Raw genomic sequence first — 23,302 nt, 5'->3', positions numbered from 1 at the left:
AGAACGCACCGTCGCCGCGAGATCGCACCCCCTTCGGTACGTCCTCGGGGCGACGGTGCGTTCTCAGCGGATGCCGGTGGCGCGCGGGGTCAGGCGCGCCAGCGGTACTCCGCTTCCGGGCGGCCGGGCGCGCCGTAGCGCTGCGCGCGCTCGGCCCTGCCGGCGTCGGCGAGATGTTCGAGGTACCGGCGCGCCGCGACGCGCGACATCCCGAGCGACTCCGCCGCCTCGCGGGCCGACAGCGCCCCGGCTTCGCGGAGCCGATGCGACACACGGTCGAGCGTCTCGGGAGCCAGGCCCTTCGGGATGGGCGCGGTGACGGGTCGCAGCGCTCCGAGCAGCGCATCGATCTCGGCCTGGGTGGCCGCCCCCGTGGTCTCGCTGGCCCGGGCCCGAAAACGCGCGTACTGCGACATCCGCTCCTGGAAGTCGGCGAAGGTGAAGGGCTTCACGAGGTACTGCACCGCGCCGAGGCCGACGACCTGCCGGACTACATCGGCGTCGCGCACCGAGGTGATCGCGATGACGTCGACGTCGCGCGCGCGTGCCCGCAGATGACGGAGGACGTCGAGTCCTGATCCGTCGGGCATCGTCATGTCGAGCAGCACGAGGTCGATCTCGGGCGCGGTGGGGCTTTCGAGGAGCGCCCGCAACGCGGCCCGCGCGCCGCTGCATTCGGCCACGACCCGGAAGCCCTCGAGACGCTCGACGTAGTGGCGGTGCAGGTCGAGGGTGAGCGCTTCGTCGTCGACGAGCAGGACGCCGATCATGCGCCCCTCCTCGGCAGAACCACCCGGAACGTCGTCGGATCGTGGTCGAGGGCGACCATGCCGCCCGCATCGTCGACGATCGCCGCGACGAGAGCGAGACCCACACCGCGCCCCTCGGTGCCGGCGGGCTTCGTCGAGAAGCCGTGCTCGAAGATGCGTCGCCGCAGGTCTGTCGGCACGCCGGTGCCCGAGTCCGAGACGGCGATCTCGAGCTCGTCCTCCGCGGTACGCGTCATCCTGATCTCCACCCAGCGCGGCTCGGGACCGCCGGCGGCGGCGTCGAGCGCATTGTCGATGAGGTTACCCACGACCGAGACCGCGTCGACGGGCGAGAGCACCGATCGCGGCGCGTCGGGCGCGATCTTCGACCGCCAGCGGATGCCGCGCTCCTTCGCCTGCGAAGCTTTGCCGAGCAGCAGGGCGCCGACCGTCGGGTCGCCGTCCCGCCGCGCGGCGACCTCGTCGACGAGGACCTGACTCTGCCGCGAGGTCTCGGCGAGGATCTCGATGGCCTCGGGGGTCCGGCCCAGCTCGAGCAGGGCGATCGCGGTGTGCATGCGGTTGCCGTGCTCGTGCGTCTGCGCACGCAGCGCCTCGCCGAGCGTGCGGAGCGATTCGAACGACGAGACCGCGTCACGGATGGCGCCGGCGGGCAGGTCTCCGGTGACCTGCCGGGTGGCCCGGCGCGCGACGACCGCGCCCACGAGCCCGGCGGCGAGAAGGGCCACGGCGATGCCGACGACGACGAGGAGGCGTGGCGTCAGAGTCGCCGCGATGCTGCCGATCGTCACGCCGACCGAGACCCACCCGACGACCTCGCCGTCGCTCTCCACGGGAACGATCGTGCGTATCGACGGGCCGAGGGTTCCGGTGAACTCCTCCGTGAGCGCGTGCGGCGCGGCCGGGATCGAGCCGAGGTAGCGCTCGCCGATCCGCGCCGCGTCCCGGTGGGTGATCCGGATGCCGCTCGGGTCCATGATCGTGACGAAGTCGACACGGGCATCGACGATCACCTGTTCGACCTGGGGTTGCAGCTCGGCCGATGCGAGGTCGCGGTCGTCGGCGGCGAGGAGATCGGCGACCTGGGTCGAGTCGGCGACGGTCTGGGCCACGGCCTGCGTGACGCGCTCGGCTTCGGCGCGCGCGGAGCGCTGCCCGTCGGCGATGAGGATGCCGGCGATCGCCAGGGTGAGCACGGCGACGGCGACCGCGACCGCCACGAACACGAGCGAGGCGGCGCTGCGGGTGCGCGTTCTCATGTCGCTCTCGCTCTCGTCGTCGTCGGCGGGTGCGCCCGCGTCGCGGGCCGCGACCAATACGACCACAAATCGGCGTGCGAGCGGAACCGTCCGACGCTGGGACCGCACCCGACAGAGACGTCGGCATCGGACAACGACTGTTCAGCTGGAGGAGACCATGGCTCTCACATCATCTTTCCGCCTCCCGGGATACAACGCCCGCAAAGGCAAGCAGGCCTGGGACAAGCACACATGGCTCTATGTCTCGGTCATCCTGGCGGTCGTGCTGGGCGCGGTCGTCGGTCTCGTATGGCCTTCCTTCGCCATCGGTCTCGAGCCGCTCGGCAAGGGGTTCGTCAACCTCATCAAGATGATGATCGCGCCGATCATCTTCTGCACGATCGTCGTGGGGGTCGGCTCGATCGCGAAGGCTGCGACCGTCGGGCGCATCGGCGGCCTCGCCCTGCTCTACTTCATGGTGATGTCGACCTTCGCGCTGGCGATCGGACTCATCGTCGGCAACATCATCCACCCGGGTGAGGGGCTCAACATGCAGAGCGCGGTCTACGACGCCGGGGCGGCGGCCGAGGCGAAGTCGACGACCGACTTCCTGCTCGGCATCATCCCCACCACGTTCTTCTCGGCGTTCACCGGTGAGAGCGTGCTGCAGGTGCTGTTCATCGCCCTGCTGGTGGGTTTCGCGCTCCAGGGGCTCGGCGAGAAGGGCGCGCCGATCATGAGCGCCGTGAAGAACCTGCAGACGCTGGTCTTCCGCATCCTCGGCATGATCCTGTGGCTCGCCCCGATCGGGGCCTTCGGCGCGATCGCCGCGGTGGTCGGCAAGACGGGCGTCGCCGCCATCGTGAGCCTCGGCGTGCTGATGATCGCGTTCTACATCACGTGCATCGTCTTCATCGTGGCGGTGCTCGGCACGCTGCTCTACGCCGTCGCGCGGATCAACATCTTCAGCCTGATGAAGTACCTCGCCCGCGAGTACCTGCTGATCGTCGGCACGTCGTCGAGCGAATCGGCGCTGCCCCGACTGATCGCCAAGATGGAGCATGTCGGCGTCTCGAAGCCGGTCGTGGGCATCACGGTTCCCACCGGATACTCGTTCAACCTCGACGGGACCGCCATCTACCTCACGATGGCCTCGCTGTTCATCGCCGCGGGCATGGGCGCCCCGATGTCGATCCCCGAGCAGATCGGCCTGCTGGTCTTCATGATCATCGCGTCGAAGGGCGCCGCCGGAGTCACCGGTGCGGGCCTCGCGACCCTCGCCGGCGGTCTGCAGGCCTACCGTCCCGACCTCGTCAACGGCGTCGGTGTCATCGTCGGCATCGACCGCTTCATGTCGGAGGGTCGCGCGCTGACGAACTTCACGGGCAACGCGGTCGCGACGATCCTCATCGGAACCTGGACGCGCGAGTTCGACCGTGACCAGGCCCGCGCCGTGCTGAGCGGCGAGCGTCCGTTCGACGAGGCGATGCTCACCGGCCACGGACACGACGGGATGTCGAACGACACCGGCGCCGTGAGCACGCAGGGTCTCGGTGACGCGGCGCTCGAGGAAGCGGCGGCCAAAGAGGAGCGCGCTCGCCTCCGCCGCGAGGGCGCGACGCGCTGACGGTTGCCGACGTTCGGCCGGGCCGCGCGCGGCGACCCGACGCGAATCGTTGTCTCAACCCCCGGCGAGCAGCCGTTCGCGTCGGCTCGCCGGGGGTTGAGAGGGGGGAGGATGCCGCAGCATCCGGGCCGGGTCAGCCGCTCTTGCGGCGGAACTCGCGCTTCGTCATCGCACCGTGCGACGCGTGCACCGACGAGTCGCCGTCGAGGTGAGCCTCTCCGGTGCGGTGCTGTGCGTTCTTCTTCTCGAGCGCCTCGCGGAACTTGCGCTTCACATCGTCGGATGCCGCGCTTGCGGGCTTGTCTGCTTCGCTCATACGGCCACGATACGCAGGCGAGAGTGTCGCTGGTAGGCTGGGGCAGGTTGCCGTCCGGCACCCGCTCAATTCAACACTGAGCTCATGGAGCGGATCCGGCAGGAAGCTGGTCCCCTGTGGTGGGTTCCCATCCCGATCGAATCCCGATCGAGGAGATGGTGATCTTCGACTGGTGACCAGCGCAGGCGGTTCTCGCGGTTTCGTCCGCGCGCCCATATCTGCCCCGCTCCTTCGCACGATCTCGTGCGCGAAACGCGCGTGCGAGTCTAAACAAAGAAGGAGGGACCTCTTGGAAGGTCCAGAAATCACCGCAGCCGAAGCCGTCCTCGACAACGGCCGCTTCGGCACCCGCACCGTCCGGTTCGAGACCGGACGCCTGGCACAGCAGGCGCAGGGCGCCGTTGCCGCCTACCTCGACGAGGAGACGATGCTCCTCTCGGCCACCAGCGCCGGAAAGCACCCGCGCGAAGGCTTCGACTTCTTCCCGCTCACCGTCGACGTCGAAGAGCGCTCGTACGCCGCCGGCAAGATCCCCGGCTCGTTCTTCCGCCGCGAGGGCCGCCCCTCGACCGAGGCGATCCTCGTCTGCCGTCTGATCGACCGTCCGCTGCGCCCGTCGTTCGTCGACGGCCTGCGCAACGAGGTCCAGATCGTCATCACGGTCCTCTCGATCGCGCCCGGCGAGTACTACGACGCGCTCGCGATCAACGCGGCCTCCGCCTCGACCCAGATCTCGGGTCTGCCGTTCTCCGGCCCGATCGCCGGCGTGCGCCTGGCGCTCGTCCCCGGTCACGGCGAGCACGAGGACCAGTGGGTCGTCTTCCCGAACCAGAAGGTCGTCGAAGAGGCGGTCTTCGACCTCACCGTCGCCGGCCGGGTGCTCCCCGACGGCGAAGTGGCCATCATGATGGTCGAGGCCGAGGCGACCGAGGGCAGCTGGAACCTCATCAAGGGTGGCGCCGTCAAGCCGAGCGAAGAGGTCGTCGCGCAGGGCCTCGAGGCCGCGAAGCCCTTCATCAAGCAGCTCGTCGACGCGCAGGCGTCGATGGCCGCGTCGGCATCGCGTGAGCCGGGTGTCTACCCCGTCTTCCCGCCCTACGCTCCCGAGGTCTACGACTTCGTGGCCGAGCGTGCGTACGGCGAGCTGACGAGCGTCTACCAGATCGCCGACAAGCAGGAGCGCCAGAGCGCCGACGACGCGATCAAGGACCGTGTCAAGGGCGAGGTCGCCGCCGCCGTCGAGGCTGAGCAGCTGCCCGCGTCCGCGCTCGCGGAGTTCTCCGCCGCGTACAAGTCGGTCACGAAGAAGATCGTCCGCGGCCGCATCCTCAGCGAGGGTGTGCGTATCGACGGTCGCGGTCTGGCCGACATCCGTCCGCTCGACGCCGAGGTGCAGGTCATCCCGCGCGTCCACGGCTCCGCGATCTTCCAGCGCGGCGAGACCCAGATCCTGGGCGTCACCACGCTGAACATGCTGAAGATGGAGCAGCAGATCGACTCGCTCTCGCCCACGACGAGCAAGCGCTACCTGCACCACTACAACTTCCCGCCCTACTCGACCGGTGAGACCGGTCGCGTCGGCAGCCCGAAGCGTCGCGAGATCGGGCACGGCTTCCTCGCCGAGCGCGCCCTCGTGCCGGTGCTGCCGAGCCGCGAGGAGTTCCCGTACGCGATCCGTCAGGTCTCCGAGGCCCTCGGGTCGAACGGCTCGACCTCGATGGGCTCGGTGTGCGCCTCGACCCTGTCGCTGCTGAACGCCGGTGTGCCCCTGCGCGCCCCGGTCGCCGGTATCGCGATGGGCCTCGTGTCCGACCAGGTCGACGGTGAGACCCGCTACGCGGCGCTGACCGACATCCTGGGCGCCGAGGACGCGCTCGGCGACATGGACTTCAAGGTCGCCGGCACGAGCGAGTTCGTCACGGCGATCCAGCTCGACACGAAGCTCGACGGCATCCCGTCGTCGGTGCTCTCGGCAGCGCTGACTCAGGCCAAGGAGGCCCGTCTGACGATCCTCGGTGTCCTGAACGCCGCCATCGACAGCCCCGACGAGATGGCACCGACCGCTCCGCGCGTCATCAGCGTCCAGATCCCGGTCGATAAGATCGGCGAGCTGATCGGCCCCAAGGGCAAGACGATCAACTCGATCCAGGACGAGACGGGCGCCGACATCTCGATCGAAGAGGACGGCACTGTCTACATCGGCGCGACCGACGGCCCCTCGGCCGAGGCTGCTCGTGCCCGCGTGAACGCGATCGCCAACCCCACCAACCCGGAGGTCGGCGAGCAGTTCCTCGGAACCGTCGTGAAGATCGCGACGTTCGGCGCGTTCATCTCGCTCCTGCCCGGCAAGGACGGACTGCTGCACGTCAGCGAGGTCCGCAAGCTCGCCGGTGGCAAGCGCGTCGAGAACGTCGAAGATGTCCTCGGTGTCGGCCAGAAGATCCTCGTGCGCATCACGAAGATCGACGACCGCGGCAAGCTCTCCCTTGAGCCCGTTCTCGAAGAGACCGCCGATCAGGACGGCTCGGCCGCTGCGAGCGAGGGCCCCGAGGCTCCCGCCGAAGGCTGAATCGACTGATCGCCCGGATGCCCGTCCCCGTCTCGGGGGCGGGCATCCGCTGTTCGCGGCGCACACCGTGATGAAACAGTTATGGGGAATTCACGGCCCGTTCGCGGCAATGCGCGCCCACCGTCGCCCGGTGTCCTACTCTCGAAGAGCGCGCCGGGGAGCCGCGCCCCGCATTTCCTCGGTGCCGACCGGAGGTGTGTGATGTCGGGGGAACGGGTGGCTCAGGTCGCACCTGGAGGTGCGCCCGCCGTACCCCACGTGCATCCCTCCAGCCCGATCCCGGTCCACGGCAAGCCGCTGGGGTCCGACATCCGGGTCGGTCTCGGCGACACCGGACTGCAGATCTTCCCCCTCATCCTCGGCGGTTCCGAGTTCGGCTGGACGATCGACCTCGCAGCGAGTCACGCCGTCCTCGACGCTTATGCTCAGCGGGGCGGCAATGCCCTGCACACGTCGGACGGCTACGCCTCGGGTCGAAGCGAGCACATCATCGGACGGTGGCTCTCGAGCCGGGGCAACCGCGACGAGATCGTCGTCACGGTGCGTGTCGGCGGCAACCCCGACAACCCGGGCCTCGGCTCGGTCAATCTCGTGCGCTCCGTCGAGGCATCGCTCGGCCGTCTCGGCATCGATCGCATCGATCTGCTCTACCTGGATGCCGCCACCGACAGCATCACGGCGCTCGAAGACACGCTCGCGACCGCGGAATGGCTCGTCGACAGCGGGAAGGTCGGTGCGCTGGGGGCAGCCGGCTACTCCGCCATGCAGCTCGTCGAAGCGCGCATCCTGTCGTCGGCGGGGTATCCGCGTTTCGCGGCGTTGGACGTTCCGTACAACCTGCTGCATCGATCCGATTTCGACGGCGATCTGCGTCTCATCGCCGGGGCTCAAGGACTCGCCGTCACGCCGTCGCAGGCGCTCGAGCACGGCTACCTCACGGGTCGTCACCGCGATCGAGCCGGCCTGTCGTCATCGGTGCGCGGCTCGCAGCTCGCCGCGTGGATGAACCGTCGCGGCGCGCGGACCCTGAAGGCGCTCGACCGCATCTCGGAGGAGCTGTCGGTCTCGACCGCCGCGATCGCGGTCTCCTGGCTTCTCGCGCAACGCGTCGTCACGGCGCCGATCATCAACGCGAGCCGTCCGGTGCACGTCGATCAGCTCGTCCAGGGCGTCGGGGCGCGGCTCGGTCGTTCGCACCTGGCAGAGATCGCGCGCGCGGTGGAGTAAGCCGATCCGGGATGGGCTGGAGCCTCTGTCAGAGGGGTGACGTATGGTGGATGGCGCCCTGTTCATCGTTTCGAATCGAGCTTCTGTGACGCAGTATCTCTACCTCGTGCGCCACGGAGAGCATCAGGACGCCGAGCACGGTCTCGAAGATGGTCCGCTGTCTCCCCGTGGCCGCCGCCAAGCCGAACTGCTGGCCGATCGCATCTCCGGCGTGCCGCTCGACGCCGTCTGGCACTCGCCGCTCGAACGTGCGCAAGAGACGGCCCGGGCCGTGGCCAAGCGCCTGCCCTCGCTCTCACCGCAGGCGTCATCGCTGCTGTTCGACTGCGTGCCCACCGGGATGACGCCCGACACACCCGCCGTCTACGAACCGTTCTTCGGCTCGTACACCGAGGCCGAGACCGAGGCCGGTGCGGCCCAGATGGCGGATGCCGTCGGTGAGTTCCTCGCTCGCAAGCCCGACAGTCACGAGCTGCTGATCACGCACAACTTCGTCATCGCGTGGTTCGTCCGCGAGGTGCTTCAGGCGCCCGACTGGCGGTGGCTGACCATCAACCAGGCTCATTGCGGACTGACGGTCCTCGCGCAGCGTCCCGGTCGCCCCTGGACCATGGTCTCGCACAACGACCTCTCGCACCTGCCCGTCGAACTGCGCACCGGACTTCCCGACATCCTTCCGGTCTGAGCGGTGGCAGAACGGCCCGGCAATCCCGCGCGGCTCGCGCCCCACGACCCCTCGTGGGCGGCTGACGCCCGCAAGTACATCGACCGTATCCGCGAGGCCCTCGCCGGGCTGCCGGGAGCGGATGCCGCCGGCTTCCACCACATCGGCTCGACGGCGGTGCCGGGACTCGACGCCAAGCCGATCATCGACCTGCAGGTCAGCATCCTGCCGCTGCCCGACGAAGACGAGCTGGGGGCTCGGCTGAGACCCGCGGGCTTCCGTCGCGAGTGGGGTTCCCGACCCGATTCGCCGGGCGTGAGCCGTGACATCCCGCGTGGCTCCGGCGACGTCGCCGACGAGGTCTGGGAGAAGCGGCTGTACGTCGCGAGCGGCGCCGCGGTCATCCTGCACGTGCGGCGCGCCGATTCGCCCTGGGCGCTCGAGACGGTGCGATTCCGCGACGCGCTCCGCGCCGATCCCGTGCTCCGCGCACGTTATCAGGAACTGAAGCGCGCGCTGTCGGCCGCCAACGCGGGAAAATCGGACTACGACGACTACACACGTGCGAAGACCGCGTTCTTCAGCGACATGCGCGGCTGATCCGTGCTCGCGGCCCGCTCACGCGCTGCCGATTGGACGCGGCGGGCACTGAACCGGAGAATCGATCGGTGCTCGATGGTCCTCTGCTCGCCGACTGGCTTCCGGTCTCCGTCTCGGCGTTGATCTTCCTGATCGTCGCGGCCGGGGTGGCAGGCTGGGTCGACGCGGTCGTCGGCGGGGGAGGGCTGATCCAGCTTCCCGCCCTCGTCATCGGCGTGCCGAAGGATGTCGCGACCCCCTTCATCCTCGGGACGAACAAGCTGTCGTCTTTCGCGGGCACGTTGTCGGCGAGCTGGGTCTACCTGCGGCGGATCCGCGTGCAACTCGTGCTGCTCGTGCCGCTCGTCGGGGGAGCTTTCGGAGGGTCGGCGGCGGGCGCCGCACTCTCGCGCTACGTTCCCCGGGAACTCCTCACCCCGATCGTCCTCGTGGCCGTCGTCGCGGTCGCGATCTACACGCTGCTCAAACCCAAGATGGGCCTGCACCACGAGCCGCGCCACGAATCGCGTGGCGCGATCATCTGGCGCTCAGCGGTCATCGGCGTCGTGGTCGGGTTCTACGACGGCATCCTCGGTCCGGGCACCGGCTCGTTCTTCGTCATCCTGCTCGTCGCCGTGCTGGGCTACGGCTTTCTGCAGGCGAGCGTCAACGCGAAGATCGCGAACCTCACGACGAACCTGGCCGCGCTCCTCGTCTACGGCGTCCACGGTGAGATCTTGTTGCTGCTGGCGGTCGTCATGGCCGTGGCGAATATGACCGGCGGGTTCATCGGCGCGCGTATGGCGACGAAGAACGGCAGCGGGTTCGTTCGGATCGTGTTCCTCGTCGTCCTGTCGGTCCTGGTGGTCAAGCTCGCCTGGGACACGTTCATGCAGTTCGCGCCCGCGTAGGCTGGTCGCCATGACCACGCGCGTGGCCCTCGTGGGCGGCACCGGAAAGCTCGGCGGCATCATCCGAGACGTCATCGAGGCGTCCGACGGCTTCGAGATCTCGGCGGTCCTGACGAGCCGCAGCAGTCTCGACGAGCTCGACGGCGCCGACCTCGTCGTCGACGCGTCGACGCCCGCCGTCTCGACCGACGTCGTCCGGGCGGCCGTCGAACGCGGTATCAACGTGCTCGTCGGGACGTCGGGCTGGTCGCAGGAGCGCATCGCCCAGGTTCGGCCGGTGGTCGACGCCGCCGGGGTCGGAGTCGTCTTCATCCCCAACTTCTCGCTCGGCTCGGTCGTCGGCAGCGCGCTGGCTGCGGCGGCCGCCGCGCTCTTCCCGTCGATCGAGATCATCGAGGCCCACCGCGAAACGAAGGTCGACTCGCCGAGTGGCACCGCGGTCCGCACCGCCGAGCTGATCGCCGCCGCCCGCGCCGGGGTCGGGCCGGTCGAGTCGCCGCACGCGGATCAGCGCGCGCGCGGCCAGAAGGTCGCCAGCGTCCCGATCCATTCGCTTCGTCGGCCCGGCGTCGTCGCCCGTCAGGAGACGATCCTCTCCGGACCGGGCGAGGCCCTGTCGATCGTGCACGACACGGTCGATCCTGCACGTGCGTACGAACCCGGCATCCGCATCGCCCTCGACGCGGCCCGAGACGCCCGGGGGATCACGGTCGGTCTCGACAGCTTCATCGACATCGGCATCCGTCCGCCGTCGCGCTCGACGACCGGAGCGCCGGGAGACGAGGGCGACGTCCCCGGTCAGGTCGCGCGCGTCACCGGAGCATGAGCACCCGCATCCTGACACTGATCATGGCAGCGCTGCTGGCGCTGTACATCGTCTTCGTCGCGCAGCGGGCAGTCCTGCTCGTCATGACGGGGGAACCCGTGGGCGTCGCGATGGGTATCGCGCTGATCGTCCTCCCGATCATCGCTTCCTGGGCGCTCTGGCGTGAGCTGACGTTCGGTGCGAGCGCGTCGCGACTCGCCCGGCGCCTCGAAGAAGAGTCGGCTCTGCCGGAAGAGAGCGTCGACCTGTCGCCCAGCGGCCGTCCCGACCGTGCTGAGGCGGACGCGCTGTTCCCGCGATACCGCGAAGCCGTCGAAGAGGCGCCCGACGACTGGCGCGCCTGGTTCCGACTGGGCCTCGCCTACGACGGTGCCGGCGATCGACGGCGCGCACGCCAGGCGGTGCGTACCGCGATATCGCTGGAGCGCGCTGGGCGACGCGGCTGATTCAGCGGGGCGGGACGACCGCTCGGATCGCGTCCTCGACGCGCTCGTGCGTGAACACGAAGCCCGACTTCTGCAGCACCGCCGGCGCCACGTCGGTGTCGTTGGTCAGGAGCGCCTCGGTGGCATCGCGTCCCAGCACGAGCCGCAGCCCCCACTCGGGAGCGCGGACCAGGTAGGGGCGGTTCATCCGCATGGCCAGGGCGAAACCGAGGTCGTTCGCCGTCGCGCGCGTCGGCCCCGTGAGATTGACCGGGCCGGCCACGTCTGCGTCGATGAGGTGTCGGATGGCGGCGACCTCGTCGACGAGTGAGATCCAGGGCCACACCTGCGTGCCCCGACCGATCGGTCCGGACAGGCCCGCCCGCGTCAGCAGCATGAGCGGCTTCAGCACACCTTCGGGATGCACGACCGGCGCCGTCCGCAGGAGGACCACCCGTGCCCGCTCACGAGCGGTCAGCGCCGCCGCCTCCCACTCGCCGCACAGATCGGCGAGGAAGGAGTCGCCCCGAGCCGCTGTCTCGGTCATGCGCACGCCGGGCCGGGTCGGGTAATAGCCGACGGCCGACGACGACAGGAAGGCGGGGGCATCCGAGCCGAGGGCGCGTACCGCGGTGGCGAGGGTCTCCGTCGGGAGCAGTCGCGACCACACGAGCTCGTGCTTGTACGAGCGCGTCCACGGGAATCGGCCGATGCTCGCACCGTTCAGCCCCACTACGGCCCGCGCGCCGTCGAGGACACCCGGGTCGAGCGGGCGCTCGCCCGGGAACCACTGGACCTCGTCGGCGGCGACGGGGGAGCGGCGGACCAGCCGGGTGACCGCGACGCCATCGCCGCGCAGCGAGTCGACGAGGGCGCGCCCGATCAGCCCGGACGCGCCCGCGACGACGACACGGCCCCCGGGGGCCTGATCAGCCAAGCGTGGCCTCGAGGGTGATCTCGATGCCGGCGAGGGCTGCCGAGACGGGGCATCCGCTCTTCGCCTCCTGGGCCAGCCGGTCGAAGTCCTCGGCCGACAGGCCCGGGACGACGGCATTGACGTTCAGGTGCGAACCCGTGATGCCGGTGCCCGGGATGAAGGTGACCGATGCGGTGGTCTCGACCGACTCGGGCGGCGTTCCGTTCTCGGCGAGGGCGTGGGAAAGGGCCATCGAGAAGCACGAGGAGTGGGCGGCGGCGATCAGCTCCTCGGGAGTGGTCACGGCGCTGGAGCCTTCGCTCCGAGCCTTCCAATTGACCTCGAACGGTCCCTGGTTCGAGCTCTCAAGGGCGATCTGGCCCGATCCCTCGGTCAGGCTGCCCTTCCAGCTGGTGGTTGCTTCGCTCGTGACGCTCATGACTCTCCTCTTCACCGGGCGGCAGCGGGTGCCGCTTCGAGACGGCGCGGGGTGCGCTTGCGTCGAGCCTAGGTCGGCGGGGCGCCGGTCGGAACGTCTTGACAGGTTCCGGCGGTCTGTTCAGACCGAGGCGGACGAGGAGCGCAGCCGTAGGATCTCGAGCTGCACGACATCGCGTCGCGGCACGCCGCCGAAGCGCGTGCGCACGACGCCTCGCCCATCCAGCACGAGCGTCGTCGGCGTCTGGGAGATCTGGAAGCGACGCGCGATGTCGGGGCGGTCGGTCACATCGACGTCGAGGTGGACGATGTCGTCGCTGTCGCGCGCCATCTCCGCGAGGGTGCGGTGCACGGCCGGGCAGCGGTGGCAGGTCTCGGTGCTGAACTGGAGGAGGGTCGCCGTGCGGCCGAGCGCGTCGGGCTCCGCGCCGAGCCGACGCGGATCGACGACATCGAAACGGGGGATCGGATACGGGCGTGAGGCGCGCCAGCGCAGGATGACCCCGATCGCACCTGTTACCGCTAACAGGCCCGCCAGGACGATCGCCACCGCCAAGAGTTCCACAACAGCCCACAGTAGACCTTCGCGGCAGGCCGGGAGCACTCGGGCGCCGGGGGTAATCTGAAGCTGTGAGCGACGCCGAGCAGACCCCGACCAGTCCCGAGATCGAGTTCCGCAGCGATGTGACGGTCGAGCTCGTCCGCTCGAGCGCCGCCGACTCGGACGTGCTGTTCGCGGCCCGCGTGTCGACCCAGGGGGAGCAGACCCTGGATGCCGCCGCCGCCGGCACCGAGGCATCCGGCCGCGACCGCGGCCTGATCAACTACCTCATGCGCGACCGCCACGGCTCGCCCTTCGAGCACAACTCGATGACCTTCTACGTGCAGGCGCCGATCTTCGTCTTCCGCGAGTTCATGCGTCACCGCATGGCCTCCTACAACGAGGAGTCGGGTCGCTACCGCGAGCTGCGCCCGGTGTTCTACGTCCCCGGTCGTGAGCGCAACCTGAACCAGGTCGGCAAGCCCGGCGCGTACGAGTTCCTGCCCGGCACCGACGAGCAGTTCGCCGTGGTCGACGAGACCACGCGGCAGGCTTCGATCCAGGCGTACGAGGCCTACCGGCGCATGCTCGAGGCCGGCGTCGCGCGTGAGGTCGCCCGCATCGTGCTGCCCCTGAACATCTACTCGTCGATGTACGTCACCGTCAACGCGCGTTCGCTGATGAACTTCCTGTCGCTGCGCACCAAGGTCGAGGGAACGCACTTCCCGTCGTTCCCGCAGCGCGAGATCGAGATGTGCGCCGAGAAGATGGAGACCGTCTGGCGCGAGCTCATGCCGCTCACCCACGCGGCGTTCAACGCGAACGGGCGCGTCGCTCCCTGACGCGCCGGGCTGCGGCGCCCTCCGGTCGGGCTCAGACGAATCGGCCCAGGATGATGCCCGCATAGGCGAGCGCGGCGACGGTCTCACCGTCGTCGATCCTGCCGTCGGCGACGTGACGCAGCGCGTCGGCGAAGGGAAGCCACACGACCCGTTCGATGCCCTCCTCGAGCTGAGACGAGGCGGCGTCCTCCGCCGGCCGCAGCCCGCGCGCGAGATAGACGTGCTCGGGCGCCACGGCGATGCCGTTGAGGGCGTTCATCCGGCCGATGGGCTGCCATAGGTCGGCCGTGAGGCCCGTCTCCTCGAGGAGTTCCCGCTTCGCGGCGACGAGCGGGTCCTCGCCGTCGCTCCCGCCCGCCGGGACCTCGAGCGAACGTCCGGTCGTATAGCGGTCGACCTCGACGAAGCAGACCCGGTCGTGCTCGTCGACGGCCACGATGAAGACCGCCGGATGCCGCATCTCGACGACGCCGTAGATGCCGTCGCCCGCCGGCCCGGTCACCTCGTCTTCGCGGACCGAGATCCAACGGTTCTCGTACGTCGTGCGGGTGCTCCGGGTCGTCCACGCCATGCCGCCACCCTAGAGCGCCGGGCGCCGGGCGCCGCGCCGCGCCGCCATCAGTACCGCCCGACCTACGGACGTATCGGCGACCGGGCGTCGGCCCGTCGCCGCCGCGTCGCAGAGGCGGAACCGATACCCTGAGACCATGACGCACTCGGGCAATCCCTTCGGACAGGTCCTCGTCGCGCTGGTCACCCCGATGACCGCCGACGGTGAAGTCGACTGGCCCGCCGTCGAGAAGCACATCGACGACGTCATCACCGCTGGTGCCGACGGCATCGTCGTCACCGGCACGACGGGGGAGACGAGCACGCTCACCGACCCCGAGAAGCTCCGCCTCGTCGAGGTCGGCAAGTCGGTTTCGGCCGGCCGCGCGAAGATCATCACCGGCGGCGGCTCGAACGAGACCGCGCACGCGATCGAGCTCTACAAGGCCAGCGAGAAGGCCGGGGCCGACGGCATCATGATCGTCACGCCGTACTACAACAAGCCCACCCAGGCCGGCATCCTGACGCACTTCCGCCTCGTCGCCGACGCGACCGACCTGCCCGTCATCCTCTACGACATCCCGGGCCGCACCGGTGTTCCGATCAAGTACGAGACGATCCTCCGCCTCGCGAAGCATCCGAACATCCTGGCGGTGAAGGACGCGAAGGGTGACTTCAGCGAAGTCAGCCGCGTGCTCAACCAGACCGACCTCATGTACTTCTCCGGCGACGACGCCAACGTGCTGCCGCACCTGTCGATCGGTGCCAGTGGCCTCATCGGCGTGACGGCGAACATCACCGCGACTCCGTACCGCACGATCGTCGACGCGGTGAATCGAGGCGACCTCACGGCCGCGACCGAGGCGCACAAGAGCCTCGAGCCACTCGTCCGCGCGGTCATGACCCACGTGCCGGGCACCGTCAGTGCGAAGTACATCCTGCATGGCCTGGGACGCATCTCGAGCCCGCGCGTGCGTCTGCCCCTCGTCGGCCCCGAAGAGTGGGAGGCCGCCATCATCGAGGACGAGCTCGCCCTCGTCTCGGGCGTTCCCGGCGCCGACTTCTCCAACTTCCGTCCCGACCGTAATGCCGCCGCCGGCGGTGCGCTGCCCAAGGTGCACGGGACGACCCGCTAGACGAAAACGATGAGGATGCCGCATACACCGGCGTCCCGAGGAAGCGTGCCAATGCCCACGAACGTCTTCAGCCCGCCCGCTCTCGAACCCGGAACGCTGCGGGTCTACCCGCTCGGCGGCCTCGGCGAGGTCGGTCGCAACATGACCGTCTTCGAGTACGAGGGCAAGCTCCTCGTGGTCGACTGCGGTGTGCTCTTCCCCGAGGAGCACCAGCCCGGTGTCGACCTGATCCTGCCCGACTTCGAGCCGATCAAGCACCGCCTCGACGACATCGTCGGCGTCGTGTTGACGCACGGTCACGAAGACCACATCGGAGCGGTTCCCTACCTGCTCAAGCTCAAGGGCGACATCCCCCTCATCGGCTCGGGCCTGACGCTCGCCCTCATCGAGGCGAAGCTCAAGGAGCACCGCATCCGTCCTTACACCCTCACCGTCGCCGAGGGACAAGAAGAGCAGGTCGGCCCGTTCGATCTCGAGTTCATCGCGGTGAACCACTCGATCCCCGACGCGCTCGCGGTCGCCGTCCGCACCCCCGCGGGACTCGTGCTCGCCACCGGCGATTTCAAGATGGACCAGCTGCCGCTCGACGGCCGCATCACCGATCTCCGCGCGTTCGCCCGACTGGGCGAAGAGGGCGTCGACCTCTTCCTCGTCGATTCCACGAACGCCGATGTCCCCGGCTTCACGCCGACCGAGCGCGGGATCGGCCCCGTGCTCGACCAGGTCATCAGCAAGTCGCCGCGCCGCGTCATCGTCGCGAGCTTCTCCAGCCACGTGCACCGCGTGCAGCAGGTCGTGGATGCCGCGGCCGCGAACGGTCGCCGCGTCGCCTTCCTCGGCCGCAGCATGGTGCGCAACATGACGATCGCCGAGAACCTCGGGTACCTGAACGTCCCCGACGGTGTGCTCATCGACTACAAGAAGGCCAAGGACCTGCCCGACGATCGCATCGTCTACATGTCCACGGGCTCGCAGGGCGAGCCGATGGCCGTGCTCTCGCGCATGGCCAACCTCGAGCATGCGATCGAGCCCGGTCCCGGTGACACCGTCATCCTGGCCTCGAGTCAGATCCCCGGTAACGAGAACGCGATCTACCGCGTCATCGACGGGCTGACCAAGCTCGGCGCGAACGTCGTGCACAAGGGCAACGCGAAGGTGCACGTGTCGGGCCACGCCGCGGCGGGCGAGCTGCTGTACTGCTACAACATCCTCAAGCCCCGCAACGTGCTGCCCGTTCACGGTGAGTACCGCCACCTGATGGCCAACGCCAAGCTCGCGCAGGACACCGGTGTTCCGGAGGACCGCACGATCCTGGCGGAGAACGGCACCGTCGTCGACCTCAAGGACGGCGTCGCGGAGGTCGTGGGCCAGCTCGACATCGGCTTCGTGTACGTCGACGGCTCGACCGTGGGCGAGATCACCGACGCCGACCTGAAGGACCGCCGGATCCTGGGTGAAGAAGGGTTCATCTCGGTCATCGTCGTCGTCGACGGCAAGACGGGACGAGTCGTGAGCGGCCCCGACATCCACGCGCGCGGTGTCGCGGAGGACGACAAGGTCTTCGAGGGCGTCAAGCCGAAGATCGCGGCGGCTCTCGCAGAGGCCGTGCAGTCGGGGACGCGCGACAACCACGCGCTGTCGCAGGTCGTCCGTCGCACGATCGGCCGCTGGGTGAACCAGTCGCTGCGCCGGCGCCCCATGATCGTCCCGGTCGTCATCGAGGCCTGACCCGCGTCGTTCCGCGGTAATGGGGGAACCCCCGCGTACCGTGGAGGAATGGCCAGGAGCACGAACGCGCCCTCCGGACGCCGCGCACCGGCGAAGACGTCGACCTCGCGCGCCCGCAAGAGCGAACCGACACCCAAGCGGTATGTCGATGAGTCCGAGCGGCCTCCGGTGATCGCGCGCGCATGGATGGGCCTCGCCCACGCCACCGGCGGCATGTTCCGCGCGTTCGGGCCCGAGACGCTCGAGAAGGATCAGCGCCGCGACGGGCTGCCGTTCCTGCTCGTCCTCCTCGCGATCGCGGGGGCGGCCGTCGAGTGGTTCATGATCGGAACCGAGGCCGGAACGCTCGTCAGCGCGTACACGGTCGGCTTCCTCATCGGTCGTGAGGCGTTCATCATGCCGGTCCTGCTGCTGTTCCTCGCGGGATGGCTGTTCCGGCATCCCGCGTCGGTCAACGACAACGGTCGCATCGGCATCGGGTTCGGGCTGTTCATCCTCTCGGTGGCGGGGTTCTGCCACGTTCTCGGCGCGCGCCCCGAGCCGAAGGCCGGCGCGCTCGAGCTGAGCGCGTCCGGCGGGCTGTTCGGCTGGGCGGTGGGTGAACCGCTGACCATCCTCACCGTCTACGGGGCTGCGGCCGTCTTGGGTCTCGTCACGGTCCTCAGCATCCTCATCCTCACCAAGACCCCGCCGAACCGTATCGGCAGCCGCCTCGGCGACCTGTACGCCTGGATGTTCGGGGCGGAACGCCCCGTCGCAGATCCCGACGGCGAGGCCCCCACGGTGGCGTTCTCGCCGAAGAAGGGCAAGAAGGCGGCACCGTCGGCTGACGAGGATGCCGACGAGGGCGAGGACGCGTTGCCGTGGTGGCGTCGCAACAAGAGCGGTCGCGAAGAGGATCCCGACGACGGCAGCGCATCGCAAGACCTCACCGAGCTTCTCGGGCCTTCGGTCGCCGGCTCCGTCGCCGGTGGATTCGAGCAGGCTGTGGCCACGCCGCCGCCGCTTCCCGACGCGCCGACCGAGATCATCGACCCCTCCGTCATCGAGCGGGCGGCCACGGCCGCGCGTTCCGGGCGGCCGGCCGACACCGCGGTGCGCGACGACCACGACACCGGCGAGATCGAAGAGCTGCCCGGGCTCACGGGCCTCGGCGGCGACTTCCACGGGCAGCCCCCGGCTACGCCGTACCGGCTGCCCGCGGTGGCAGCCCTCGGCGCCGGCACCCCGGCGAAGACGCGGTCAGAAGCCAACGATGCGATCGTCCGAGCCATCACGGGCGTCTTCGAGCAGTTCTCGATCGATGCCAAGGTGACCGGATTCTCGCGCGGTCCGACAGTGACGCAGTACGAGATCGAGGTCGGGCCCGGCACCAAGGTCGAGAAGATCACGGCGCTGACGAACAACATCGCCTACGCCGTCGCCTCCAACGAGGTGCGCATCCTCGCCCCCATCCCCGGGAAGAGCGCCATCGGTGTCGAGATCCCGAACACCGACCGCGAGATCGTCACGCTCGGCGACGTGCTTCGCTCCAACGCGGCGACCTCGTCGACCCACCCGATGACCATCGGCGTCGGCAAGGATGTCGGCGGCGGTTTCGTCGTCGCCAATCTCGCCAAGATGCCCCACCTTCTCGTGGCCGGATCGACGGGGTCGGGCAAGTCGAGCTTCGTGAACTCGATGATCACGAGCCTGCTGATGCGGGCGAAGCCCACCGACGTCCGCATGGTGCTCATCGACCCGAAACGCGTCGAGCTCACGAGCTACGCCGGTGTGCCGCACCTCATCACGCCCATCATCACGAACCCCAAGAAGGCGGCCGAGGCGCTGCAGTGGGTCGTGAAAGAGATGGACATGCGTTACGACGATCTCGCGTCGTTCGGCTTCCGTCACATCGACGACTTCAACAAGGCCGTGGTCGCGGGCGAGATCCAGCTCCCGGCCGGCAGCGAGCGCGTGCTGAAGCCGTACCCGTACCTGCTGGTGGTCGTCGACGAGCTCGCCGACCTCATGATGGTCGCTCCCCGTGACGTCGAGGACTCGATCGTCCGCATCACCCAGCTCGCGCGAGCGAGCGGCATCCACCTCGTGCTCGCGACCCAGCGACCGTCGGTCGACGTCGTGACCGGTCTCATCAAGGCGAACGTCCCGTCGCGGCTGGCGTTCGCCGTCACGAGCGTCACCGACTCCCGAGTCATCCTGGATCAGCCGGGCGCCGACCGCCTGATCGGTCAGGGCGATGCGCTCTTCCTGCCGATGGGGACGTCCAAGGCCATTCGCGTGCAGGGTGCATGGGTCGCCGAGTCCGAGATCGAGAAGGTCGTCGCCCACGTCAAGGGGCAGGCGCAGCCGGAGTATCGCTCCGATGTGGCGGCGGTCGCCGAGAAGAAGGAGATCGACGCCGACATCGGCGACGACCTCGAGCTTCTGCTCGCCGCCGCCGAGCAGATCGTCTCGACGCAGTTCGGTTCGACCTCGATGCTGCAGCGCAAGCTGCGCGTCGGGTTCGCCAAGGCCGGCCGCCTCATGGACCTCCTGGAGTCACGCGAGATCGTCGGCCCGTCCGAAGGGTCCAAGGCGCGCGACGTCCTCGTCACCCCCGACCAGCTCCCGGCCGTCCTCGCACGGCTGCGGGGAGAAGACCCGCCCGCACCGGCAGCTCCGGCGGCCGCTGCCGTCGACCCCGTCGAAGCCCAGTTCGAAGGGCTGGAGGTCGTCGACGGCGACGACGCGTCGGAAGACGCGTGGGGTCTCACCGGGCGCGACTGACGGATAGGCTCGCTCCGTGACGGTCCCCAGGCAACTGCCCAACGCGATCACGATCGTGCGCATTCTGTGCGCACCCGTCTTCCTCTGGCTGCTGCTCGTCGACGGCGGTTCCGACGGCGCCCTGCGCTGGTGGGCCGGTGTGCTCTTCATCGTCGCGATCGCGACGGACGGCATCGACGGATACCTCGCTCGCAAGTACCGCATCGTCACCGACCTCGGAAAGCTGCTCGATCCGATCGCCGACAAGGTGCTCACGGGCCTGGCCTTCGTCGGCTTGTCACTGCTCGGAGAACTGCCGTGGGCCGTCACGATCGTCGTCCTCGTGCGCGAACTGGGGATCACGGTCCATCGCCTCCTCGTCGCGGGCGACCACGTCGTGGCAGCGGCGTGGATGGGCAAGCTCAAGACCGTCGCGCAGGCCGTAGCGCTTTCGCTGGCCCTGCTCCCGCTGTGGACGCTCGTGGGTGACTGGATCCACGTGGTCAACACGATCGCGATGTGGATCGCCGTCGTACTCACCGTCGCCAGCGGCATCGACTACGTCATCACCGCGGTCCGCGGAGCCAGACGGCGCGGAGCGGGATCATGACGGCTCGCGAGCACGTCCACGACCTCCCGGACGAGGTCGAGGCGACGCTCGTGTCGACCGGTCGGCGCACCGACGCGGAGCGCCTCATCGAGCGGCTCGGCGAGCTCGGATGGACCCTCGCGGTCGCCGAGTCGCTGACGGGCGGACTCGTTGTCGCCGAGCTCGTCGCCGTCTCCGGGGCTTCGGCCGTCGTGCGCGGGGGAGTGGTCGCCTATGCGACGGAACTGAAGCAACGACTGCTCCACGTCGACGGCGCACTTCTGGATGCTCACGGCGCGGTGCACCCGCGCGTCGCCCGCCAGATGGCCGAAGGCGCCCGGGGCGCCCTGGGGCCCGGGGCTGCAGCTGCGGACGTCGGCATCGCGACGACCGGCATCGCCGGCCCCGGCTCGCCCGACGGTCAGCCCGTCGGAACCGTGCATATCGCCGTCGCGACCGCGCTCGGCGTGCGCATCGAGAGCCTGCAGCTCGAGGGCGATCGGGCGCAGATCCGAGCCGAGGCCTCGGCCCGCGCGATCCGGTTGGCGCTCGATGCGCTGTGACGGAATACGCATGGCACCGACGTCGTTCTTGTCATCGTGATCAGCGCGTGTCAACTCTCATGCGACCCACAGCGGGAGCGAGCTAGGGTGGCGTGCTGATGAGATACCGTTGTCCACCCGGGACGAGCGAGCACCACGACGAAGGAGGGGGTCCGAGATGATCTTGGTTCGACAGGAGATCGGCGACGTTCTGCGTGACCTCCGTCTGCAGAAGGGCCGCACCCTCCGACAGGTCGCCAGCCGCGCGAGCGTGGCGCTCGGCTACCTCAGCGAGGTCGAGCGCGGCCAGAAGGAGGCCTCGAGCGAGATCCTCGCTTCCGTGGCCGAGGCGCTCGACGTCCCGATCTCGAGCATCATGCGCGAGGTGGGCGACCGCATCTCGGTTCTCGAGGGGCTTCCGGTGCTGTCGGATGTCGTCCCCGACGACATCGCGGGTCTCGACGGCGACCTCATCGCGCCCGAGCTCTCGCTGCACTGATCACCGCTCGCATCGATGCGTCGCAGTGAGTTCGACCGCGCCGTCGAGGCGGAGTTCGGCCGACGCGGCCCGGCGCTGATCGACGATCTCGCTCTCGGGCCGCTCGGCGATCGCACGGCGCGTCAGGCGCTCGACGCCGGCGAACCGCCCCGAGCGGTCTGGCTGGCGTTGTGCCTCGAGGCCGACGTGCCCGAGTCCCGACGCTACGGCGTCGGTCGATTGGACCCGCGCGAACGCTGAGGGGGCGGCGCCGTGGTCGCAGCCGGCGCGTGTTCGACGTCCGCGGAGATTCTGCGGCGTGTCGTCGAATATCCGTTCGAAACGAGCGTAGTGTCCTGCACAGGTGGTTCCTCCCGGCGAGGTTCCTCGGATGCGGGTCGGCCGTCGATGAATGTCGGAGGCCCTCCGTACCGTGGGCAGCGTCGAGAGACACACCATGCCTTGTCGCAGCATCCCGGCACCGAGTCGAGAGCGCGACAGCCTACAGGCGTCGGAAACGCGAGCATAAGGAGCACGCCATGCCATCACCCGCTGACCGTGAGAAGGCCCTCGAATCGGCCCTCGCCCAGATCGACCGTCAGTTCGGGAAGGGCTCGGTCATGCGCCTGGGCTCCGACGAACGCGCACCGGTCGAGGTCATTCCCACGGGGTCCATCGCCCTCGACGTGGCGCTCGGCATCGGAGGGCTCCCGCGTGGCCGAATCATCGAGATCTACGGTCCGGAGTCGTCGGGTAAGACGACGCTGACTCTCCACGCCATCGCGAATGCGCAGCGCGCGGGTGGTATCGCCGCGTTCATCGACGCCGAGCACGCGCTCGACCCGTCTTACGCGCAGAAGCTCGGCGTCGACATCGACGCGCTGCTGGTCTCCCAGCCCGACACGGGTGAGCAGGCGCTCGAGATCGCCGACATGCTGATCCGCTCCGGCGCGATCGACCTCGTGGTCATCGACTCCGTCGCCGCGCTCGTTCCCGAGGCCGAGATCAAGGGCGAGATGGGCGACTCGCACGTCGGCCTGCAGGCGCGTCTCATGTCGCAGGCCCTTCGAAAGCTCACGGGTGGTCTGAACCAGACCAAGACGACCGCCATTTTCATCAACCAGCTGCGCGAGAAGATCGGTGTCTTCTTCGGCTCGCCCGAGACGACGGCGGGTGGTAAGGCGCTGAAGTTCTACGCATCGGTCCGCCTCGACATCCGCCGCATCGAGACCCTCAAGGACGGAACCGAGGCCGTCGGTAACCGCACGCGCGTGAAGGTCGTCAAGAACAAGATGGCGCCGCCCTTCAAGCAAGCCGAGTTCGACATCCTCTACGGGGTAGGAATCTCGCGCGAGGGAAGCCTCATCGACTTCGGCGTCGAGCACGGCATCGTCAAGAAGTCGGGTGCCTGGTACACCTACGACGGCGAGCAGCTCGGACAGGGCAAGGAGAACGCACGCAACTTCCTGCTCAAGAACGCCGACGTCGCCGTCGACATCGAGAACAAGATCAAGCAGAAGCTCGATATCGGTCAGCCCGCTGCCCCGGCTCCGGCCGCAGCAGACGACCTCGCGGCCCGCCGCCCGGCGTGATCGGTTCGGATCATGATGGGGGCGACGCCGACCGCCTCGCCCCCATCATCC

At 69.1% G+C, this 23,302-nt stretch carries 24 protein-coding genes; 17 read left to right on the top strand and 7 right to left on the bottom strand.

Annotated features, from left to right (window positions below):
- Positions 1 to 89: 89 nt before the first annotated feature.
- Positions 90 to 770, bottom strand: coding sequence for a response regulator (locus tag ACU6RU_RS00355; protein ID WP_120263129.1), 681 nt, complete (start codon positions 768 to 770; stop codon positions 90 to 92).
- The gene (locus ACU6RU_RS00350) at positions 767 to 2,029 is read right to left on the bottom strand and encodes an ATP-binding protein (protein ID WP_446725614.1); all 1,263 of its coding nucleotides are present in this window, start codon (positions 2,027 to 2,029) and stop codon (positions 767 to 769) included. Before ACU6RU_RS00350 ends, ACU6RU_RS00355 begins: the two co-directional genes overlap by 4 nt.
- A gap of 157 nt (positions 2,030 to 2,186) precedes the next feature.
- On the opposite strand from ACU6RU_RS00350, the gene ACU6RU_RS00345 reads away from it, so the two are divergent.
- Complete coding sequence (locus ACU6RU_RS00345; protein ID WP_446725613.1) at positions 2,187 to 3,635, top strand: cation:dicarboxylate symporter family transporter; 1,449 nt, start codon at positions 2,187 to 2,189, stop codon at positions 3,633 to 3,635.
- Positions 3,636 to 3,768: 133 nt separating this feature from the next.
- Here the strand turns inward: ACU6RU_RS00345 and ACU6RU_RS00340 are convergent, their stop codons facing one another.
- On the bottom strand, positions 3,769 to 3,951 hold the full coding sequence (locus ACU6RU_RS00340; protein WP_120263127.1) for a DUF5302 domain-containing protein: 183 nt from the start codon (positions 3,949 to 3,951) through the stop codon (positions 3,769 to 3,771).
- Between the two features lie 289 nt (positions 3,952 to 4,240).
- On the opposite strand from ACU6RU_RS00340, the gene ACU6RU_RS00335 reads away from it, so the two are divergent.
- From ACU6RU_RS00335 to ACU6RU_RS00305, 7 genes are all read left to right on the top strand, one after another.
- Positions 4,241 to 6,520 carry a polyribonucleotide nucleotidyltransferase gene (locus ACU6RU_RS00335; protein WP_289331109.1) on the top strand — a complete coding sequence of 760 codons (2,280 nt, stop codon included), beginning with the start codon at positions 4,241 to 4,243 and terminating at the stop codon, positions 6,518 to 6,520.
- A gap of 201 nt (positions 6,521 to 6,721) precedes the next feature.
- Entirely contained in the window at positions 6,722 to 7,747 is a 1,026-nt protein-coding gene (locus ACU6RU_RS00330; RefSeq protein WP_120263125.1) for an aldo/keto reductase, read from the top strand.
- 85 nt (positions 7,748 to 7,832) lie between these two features.
- Complete coding sequence (locus ACU6RU_RS00325; RefSeq protein WP_120264358.1) at positions 7,833 to 8,432, top strand: histidine phosphatase family protein; 600 nt, start codon at positions 7,833 to 7,835, stop codon at positions 8,430 to 8,432.
- Positions 8,433 to 8,435: 3 nt separating this feature from the next.
- Complete coding sequence (locus ACU6RU_RS00320; RefSeq protein ID WP_446725612.1) at positions 8,436 to 9,011, top strand: GrpB family protein; 576 nt, start codon at positions 8,436 to 8,438, stop codon at positions 9,009 to 9,011.
- Between the two features lie 68 nt (positions 9,012 to 9,079).
- Positions 9,080 to 9,901 (top strand): TSUP family transporter, encoded by an 822-nt coding sequence (locus ACU6RU_RS00315; protein ID WP_289331111.1) that lies wholly within the window; start codon positions 9,080 to 9,082, stop codon positions 9,899 to 9,901.
- A gap of 10 nt (positions 9,902 to 9,911) precedes the next feature.
- On the top strand, positions 9,912 to 10,727 hold the full coding sequence (gene dapB / locus ACU6RU_RS00310) for a 4-hydroxy-tetrahydrodipicolinate reductase (protein ID WP_120263122.1): 816 nt from the start codon (positions 9,912 to 9,914) through the stop codon (positions 10,725 to 10,727).
- Positions 10,724 to 11,173, top strand: a complete 450-nt coding sequence (locus ACU6RU_RS00305; RefSeq protein WP_289331113.1) for a tetratricopeptide repeat protein — start codon at positions 10,724 to 10,726, stop codon at positions 11,171 to 11,173. The genes dapB and ACU6RU_RS00305 overlap by 4 nt, the downstream gene beginning before the upstream one ends.
- A gap of 1 nt (position 11,174) precedes the next feature.
- Here ACU6RU_RS00305 and ACU6RU_RS00300 read toward each other — a convergent pair whose 3' ends face one another.
- From ACU6RU_RS00300 to ACU6RU_RS00290, 3 genes are all read right to left on the bottom strand, one after another.
- A complete protein-coding gene (locus ACU6RU_RS00300; protein ID WP_183045386.1) occupies positions 11,175 to 12,089 on the bottom strand; it encodes a TIGR01777 family oxidoreductase in 915 nt (304 codons plus the stop codon).
- Positions 12,082 to 12,507, bottom strand: coding sequence for an OsmC family peroxiredoxin (locus tag ACU6RU_RS00295; protein ID WP_023951786.1), 426 nt, complete (start codon positions 12,505 to 12,507; stop codon positions 12,082 to 12,084). The genes ACU6RU_RS00300 and ACU6RU_RS00295 overlap by 8 nt, the downstream gene beginning before the upstream one ends.
- A 120-nt stretch (positions 12,508 to 12,627) precedes the next feature.
- Entirely contained in the window at positions 12,628 to 13,071 is a 444-nt protein-coding gene (locus ACU6RU_RS00290) for a thioredoxin family protein (RefSeq protein ID WP_120263119.1), read from the bottom strand.
- Positions 13,072 to 13,136: 65 nt separating this feature from the next.
- Between ACU6RU_RS00290 and thyX the strand changes: the two genes are divergently transcribed.
- On the top strand, positions 13,137 to 13,889 hold the full coding sequence (thyX, locus tag ACU6RU_RS00285; RefSeq protein WP_289331115.1) for an FAD-dependent thymidylate synthase: 753 nt from the start codon (positions 13,137 to 13,139) through the stop codon (positions 13,887 to 13,889).
- 31 nt (positions 13,890 to 13,920) lie between these two features.
- Here thyX and ACU6RU_RS00280 read toward each other — a convergent pair whose 3' ends face one another.
- Positions 13,921 to 14,460: an NUDIX domain-containing protein gene (locus ACU6RU_RS00280; protein WP_446725611.1), complete on the bottom strand. Its 540-nt coding sequence runs from the start codon at positions 14,458 to 14,460 to the stop codon at positions 13,921 to 13,923.
- Between the two features lie 136 nt (positions 14,461 to 14,596).
- On the opposite strand from ACU6RU_RS00280, the gene dapA reads away from it, so the two are divergent.
- From dapA to recA, 8 genes are all read left to right on the top strand, one after another.
- Positions 14,597 to 15,574 carry a 4-hydroxy-tetrahydrodipicolinate synthase gene (dapA, locus tag ACU6RU_RS00275; RefSeq protein ID WP_120263116.1) on the top strand — a complete coding sequence of 326 codons (978 nt, stop codon included), beginning with the start codon at positions 14,597 to 14,599 and terminating at the stop codon, positions 15,572 to 15,574.
- A 51-nt stretch (positions 15,575 to 15,625) separates the two neighbouring features.
- Entirely contained in the window at positions 15,626 to 17,302 is a 1,677-nt protein-coding gene (locus ACU6RU_RS00270) for a ribonuclease J (RefSeq protein ID WP_120263115.1), read from the top strand.
- 48 nt (positions 17,303 to 17,350) lie between these two features.
- Positions 17,351 to 20,071, top strand: coding sequence for an FtsK/SpoIIIE family DNA translocase (locus ACU6RU_RS00265; protein WP_120263114.1), 2,721 nt, complete (start codon positions 17,351 to 17,353; stop codon positions 20,069 to 20,071).
- A gap of 16 nt (positions 20,072 to 20,087) precedes the next feature.
- Positions 20,088 to 20,660: a CDP-diacylglycerol--glycerol-3-phosphate 3-phosphatidyltransferase gene (gene pgsA, locus ACU6RU_RS00260; protein WP_120263113.1), complete on the top strand. Its 573-nt coding sequence runs from the start codon at positions 20,088 to 20,090 to the stop codon at positions 20,658 to 20,660.
- Positions 20,657 to 21,202 (top strand): CinA family protein, encoded by a 546-nt coding sequence (locus ACU6RU_RS00255; RefSeq protein ID WP_446725610.1) that lies wholly within the window; start codon positions 20,657 to 20,659, stop codon positions 21,200 to 21,202. The genes pgsA and ACU6RU_RS00255 overlap by 4 nt, the downstream gene beginning before the upstream one ends.
- 157 nt (positions 21,203 to 21,359) lie before the next feature.
- On the top strand, positions 21,360 to 21,680 hold the full coding sequence (locus ACU6RU_RS00250) for a helix-turn-helix domain-containing protein (protein WP_120263111.1): 321 nt from the start codon (positions 21,360 to 21,362) through the stop codon (positions 21,678 to 21,680).
- Positions 21,681 to 21,695: 15 nt separating this feature from the next.
- Positions 21,696 to 21,920, top strand: coding sequence for a DUF3046 domain-containing protein (locus tag ACU6RU_RS00245; RefSeq protein WP_120263110.1), 225 nt, complete (start codon positions 21,696 to 21,698; stop codon positions 21,918 to 21,920).
- 278 nt (positions 21,921 to 22,198) lie between these two features.
- On the top strand, positions 22,199 to 23,251 hold the full coding sequence (gene recA, locus ACU6RU_RS00240) for a recombinase RecA (protein WP_289331117.1): 1,053 nt from the start codon (positions 22,199 to 22,201) through the stop codon (positions 23,249 to 23,251).
- The last annotated feature ends 51 nt before the right edge of the window (positions 23,252 to 23,302 follow it).

The organism is Microbacterium sp. F1-18, assembly GCF_052921305.1.
This window is presented reverse-complemented; position numbering and strand designations above follow the sequence as displayed.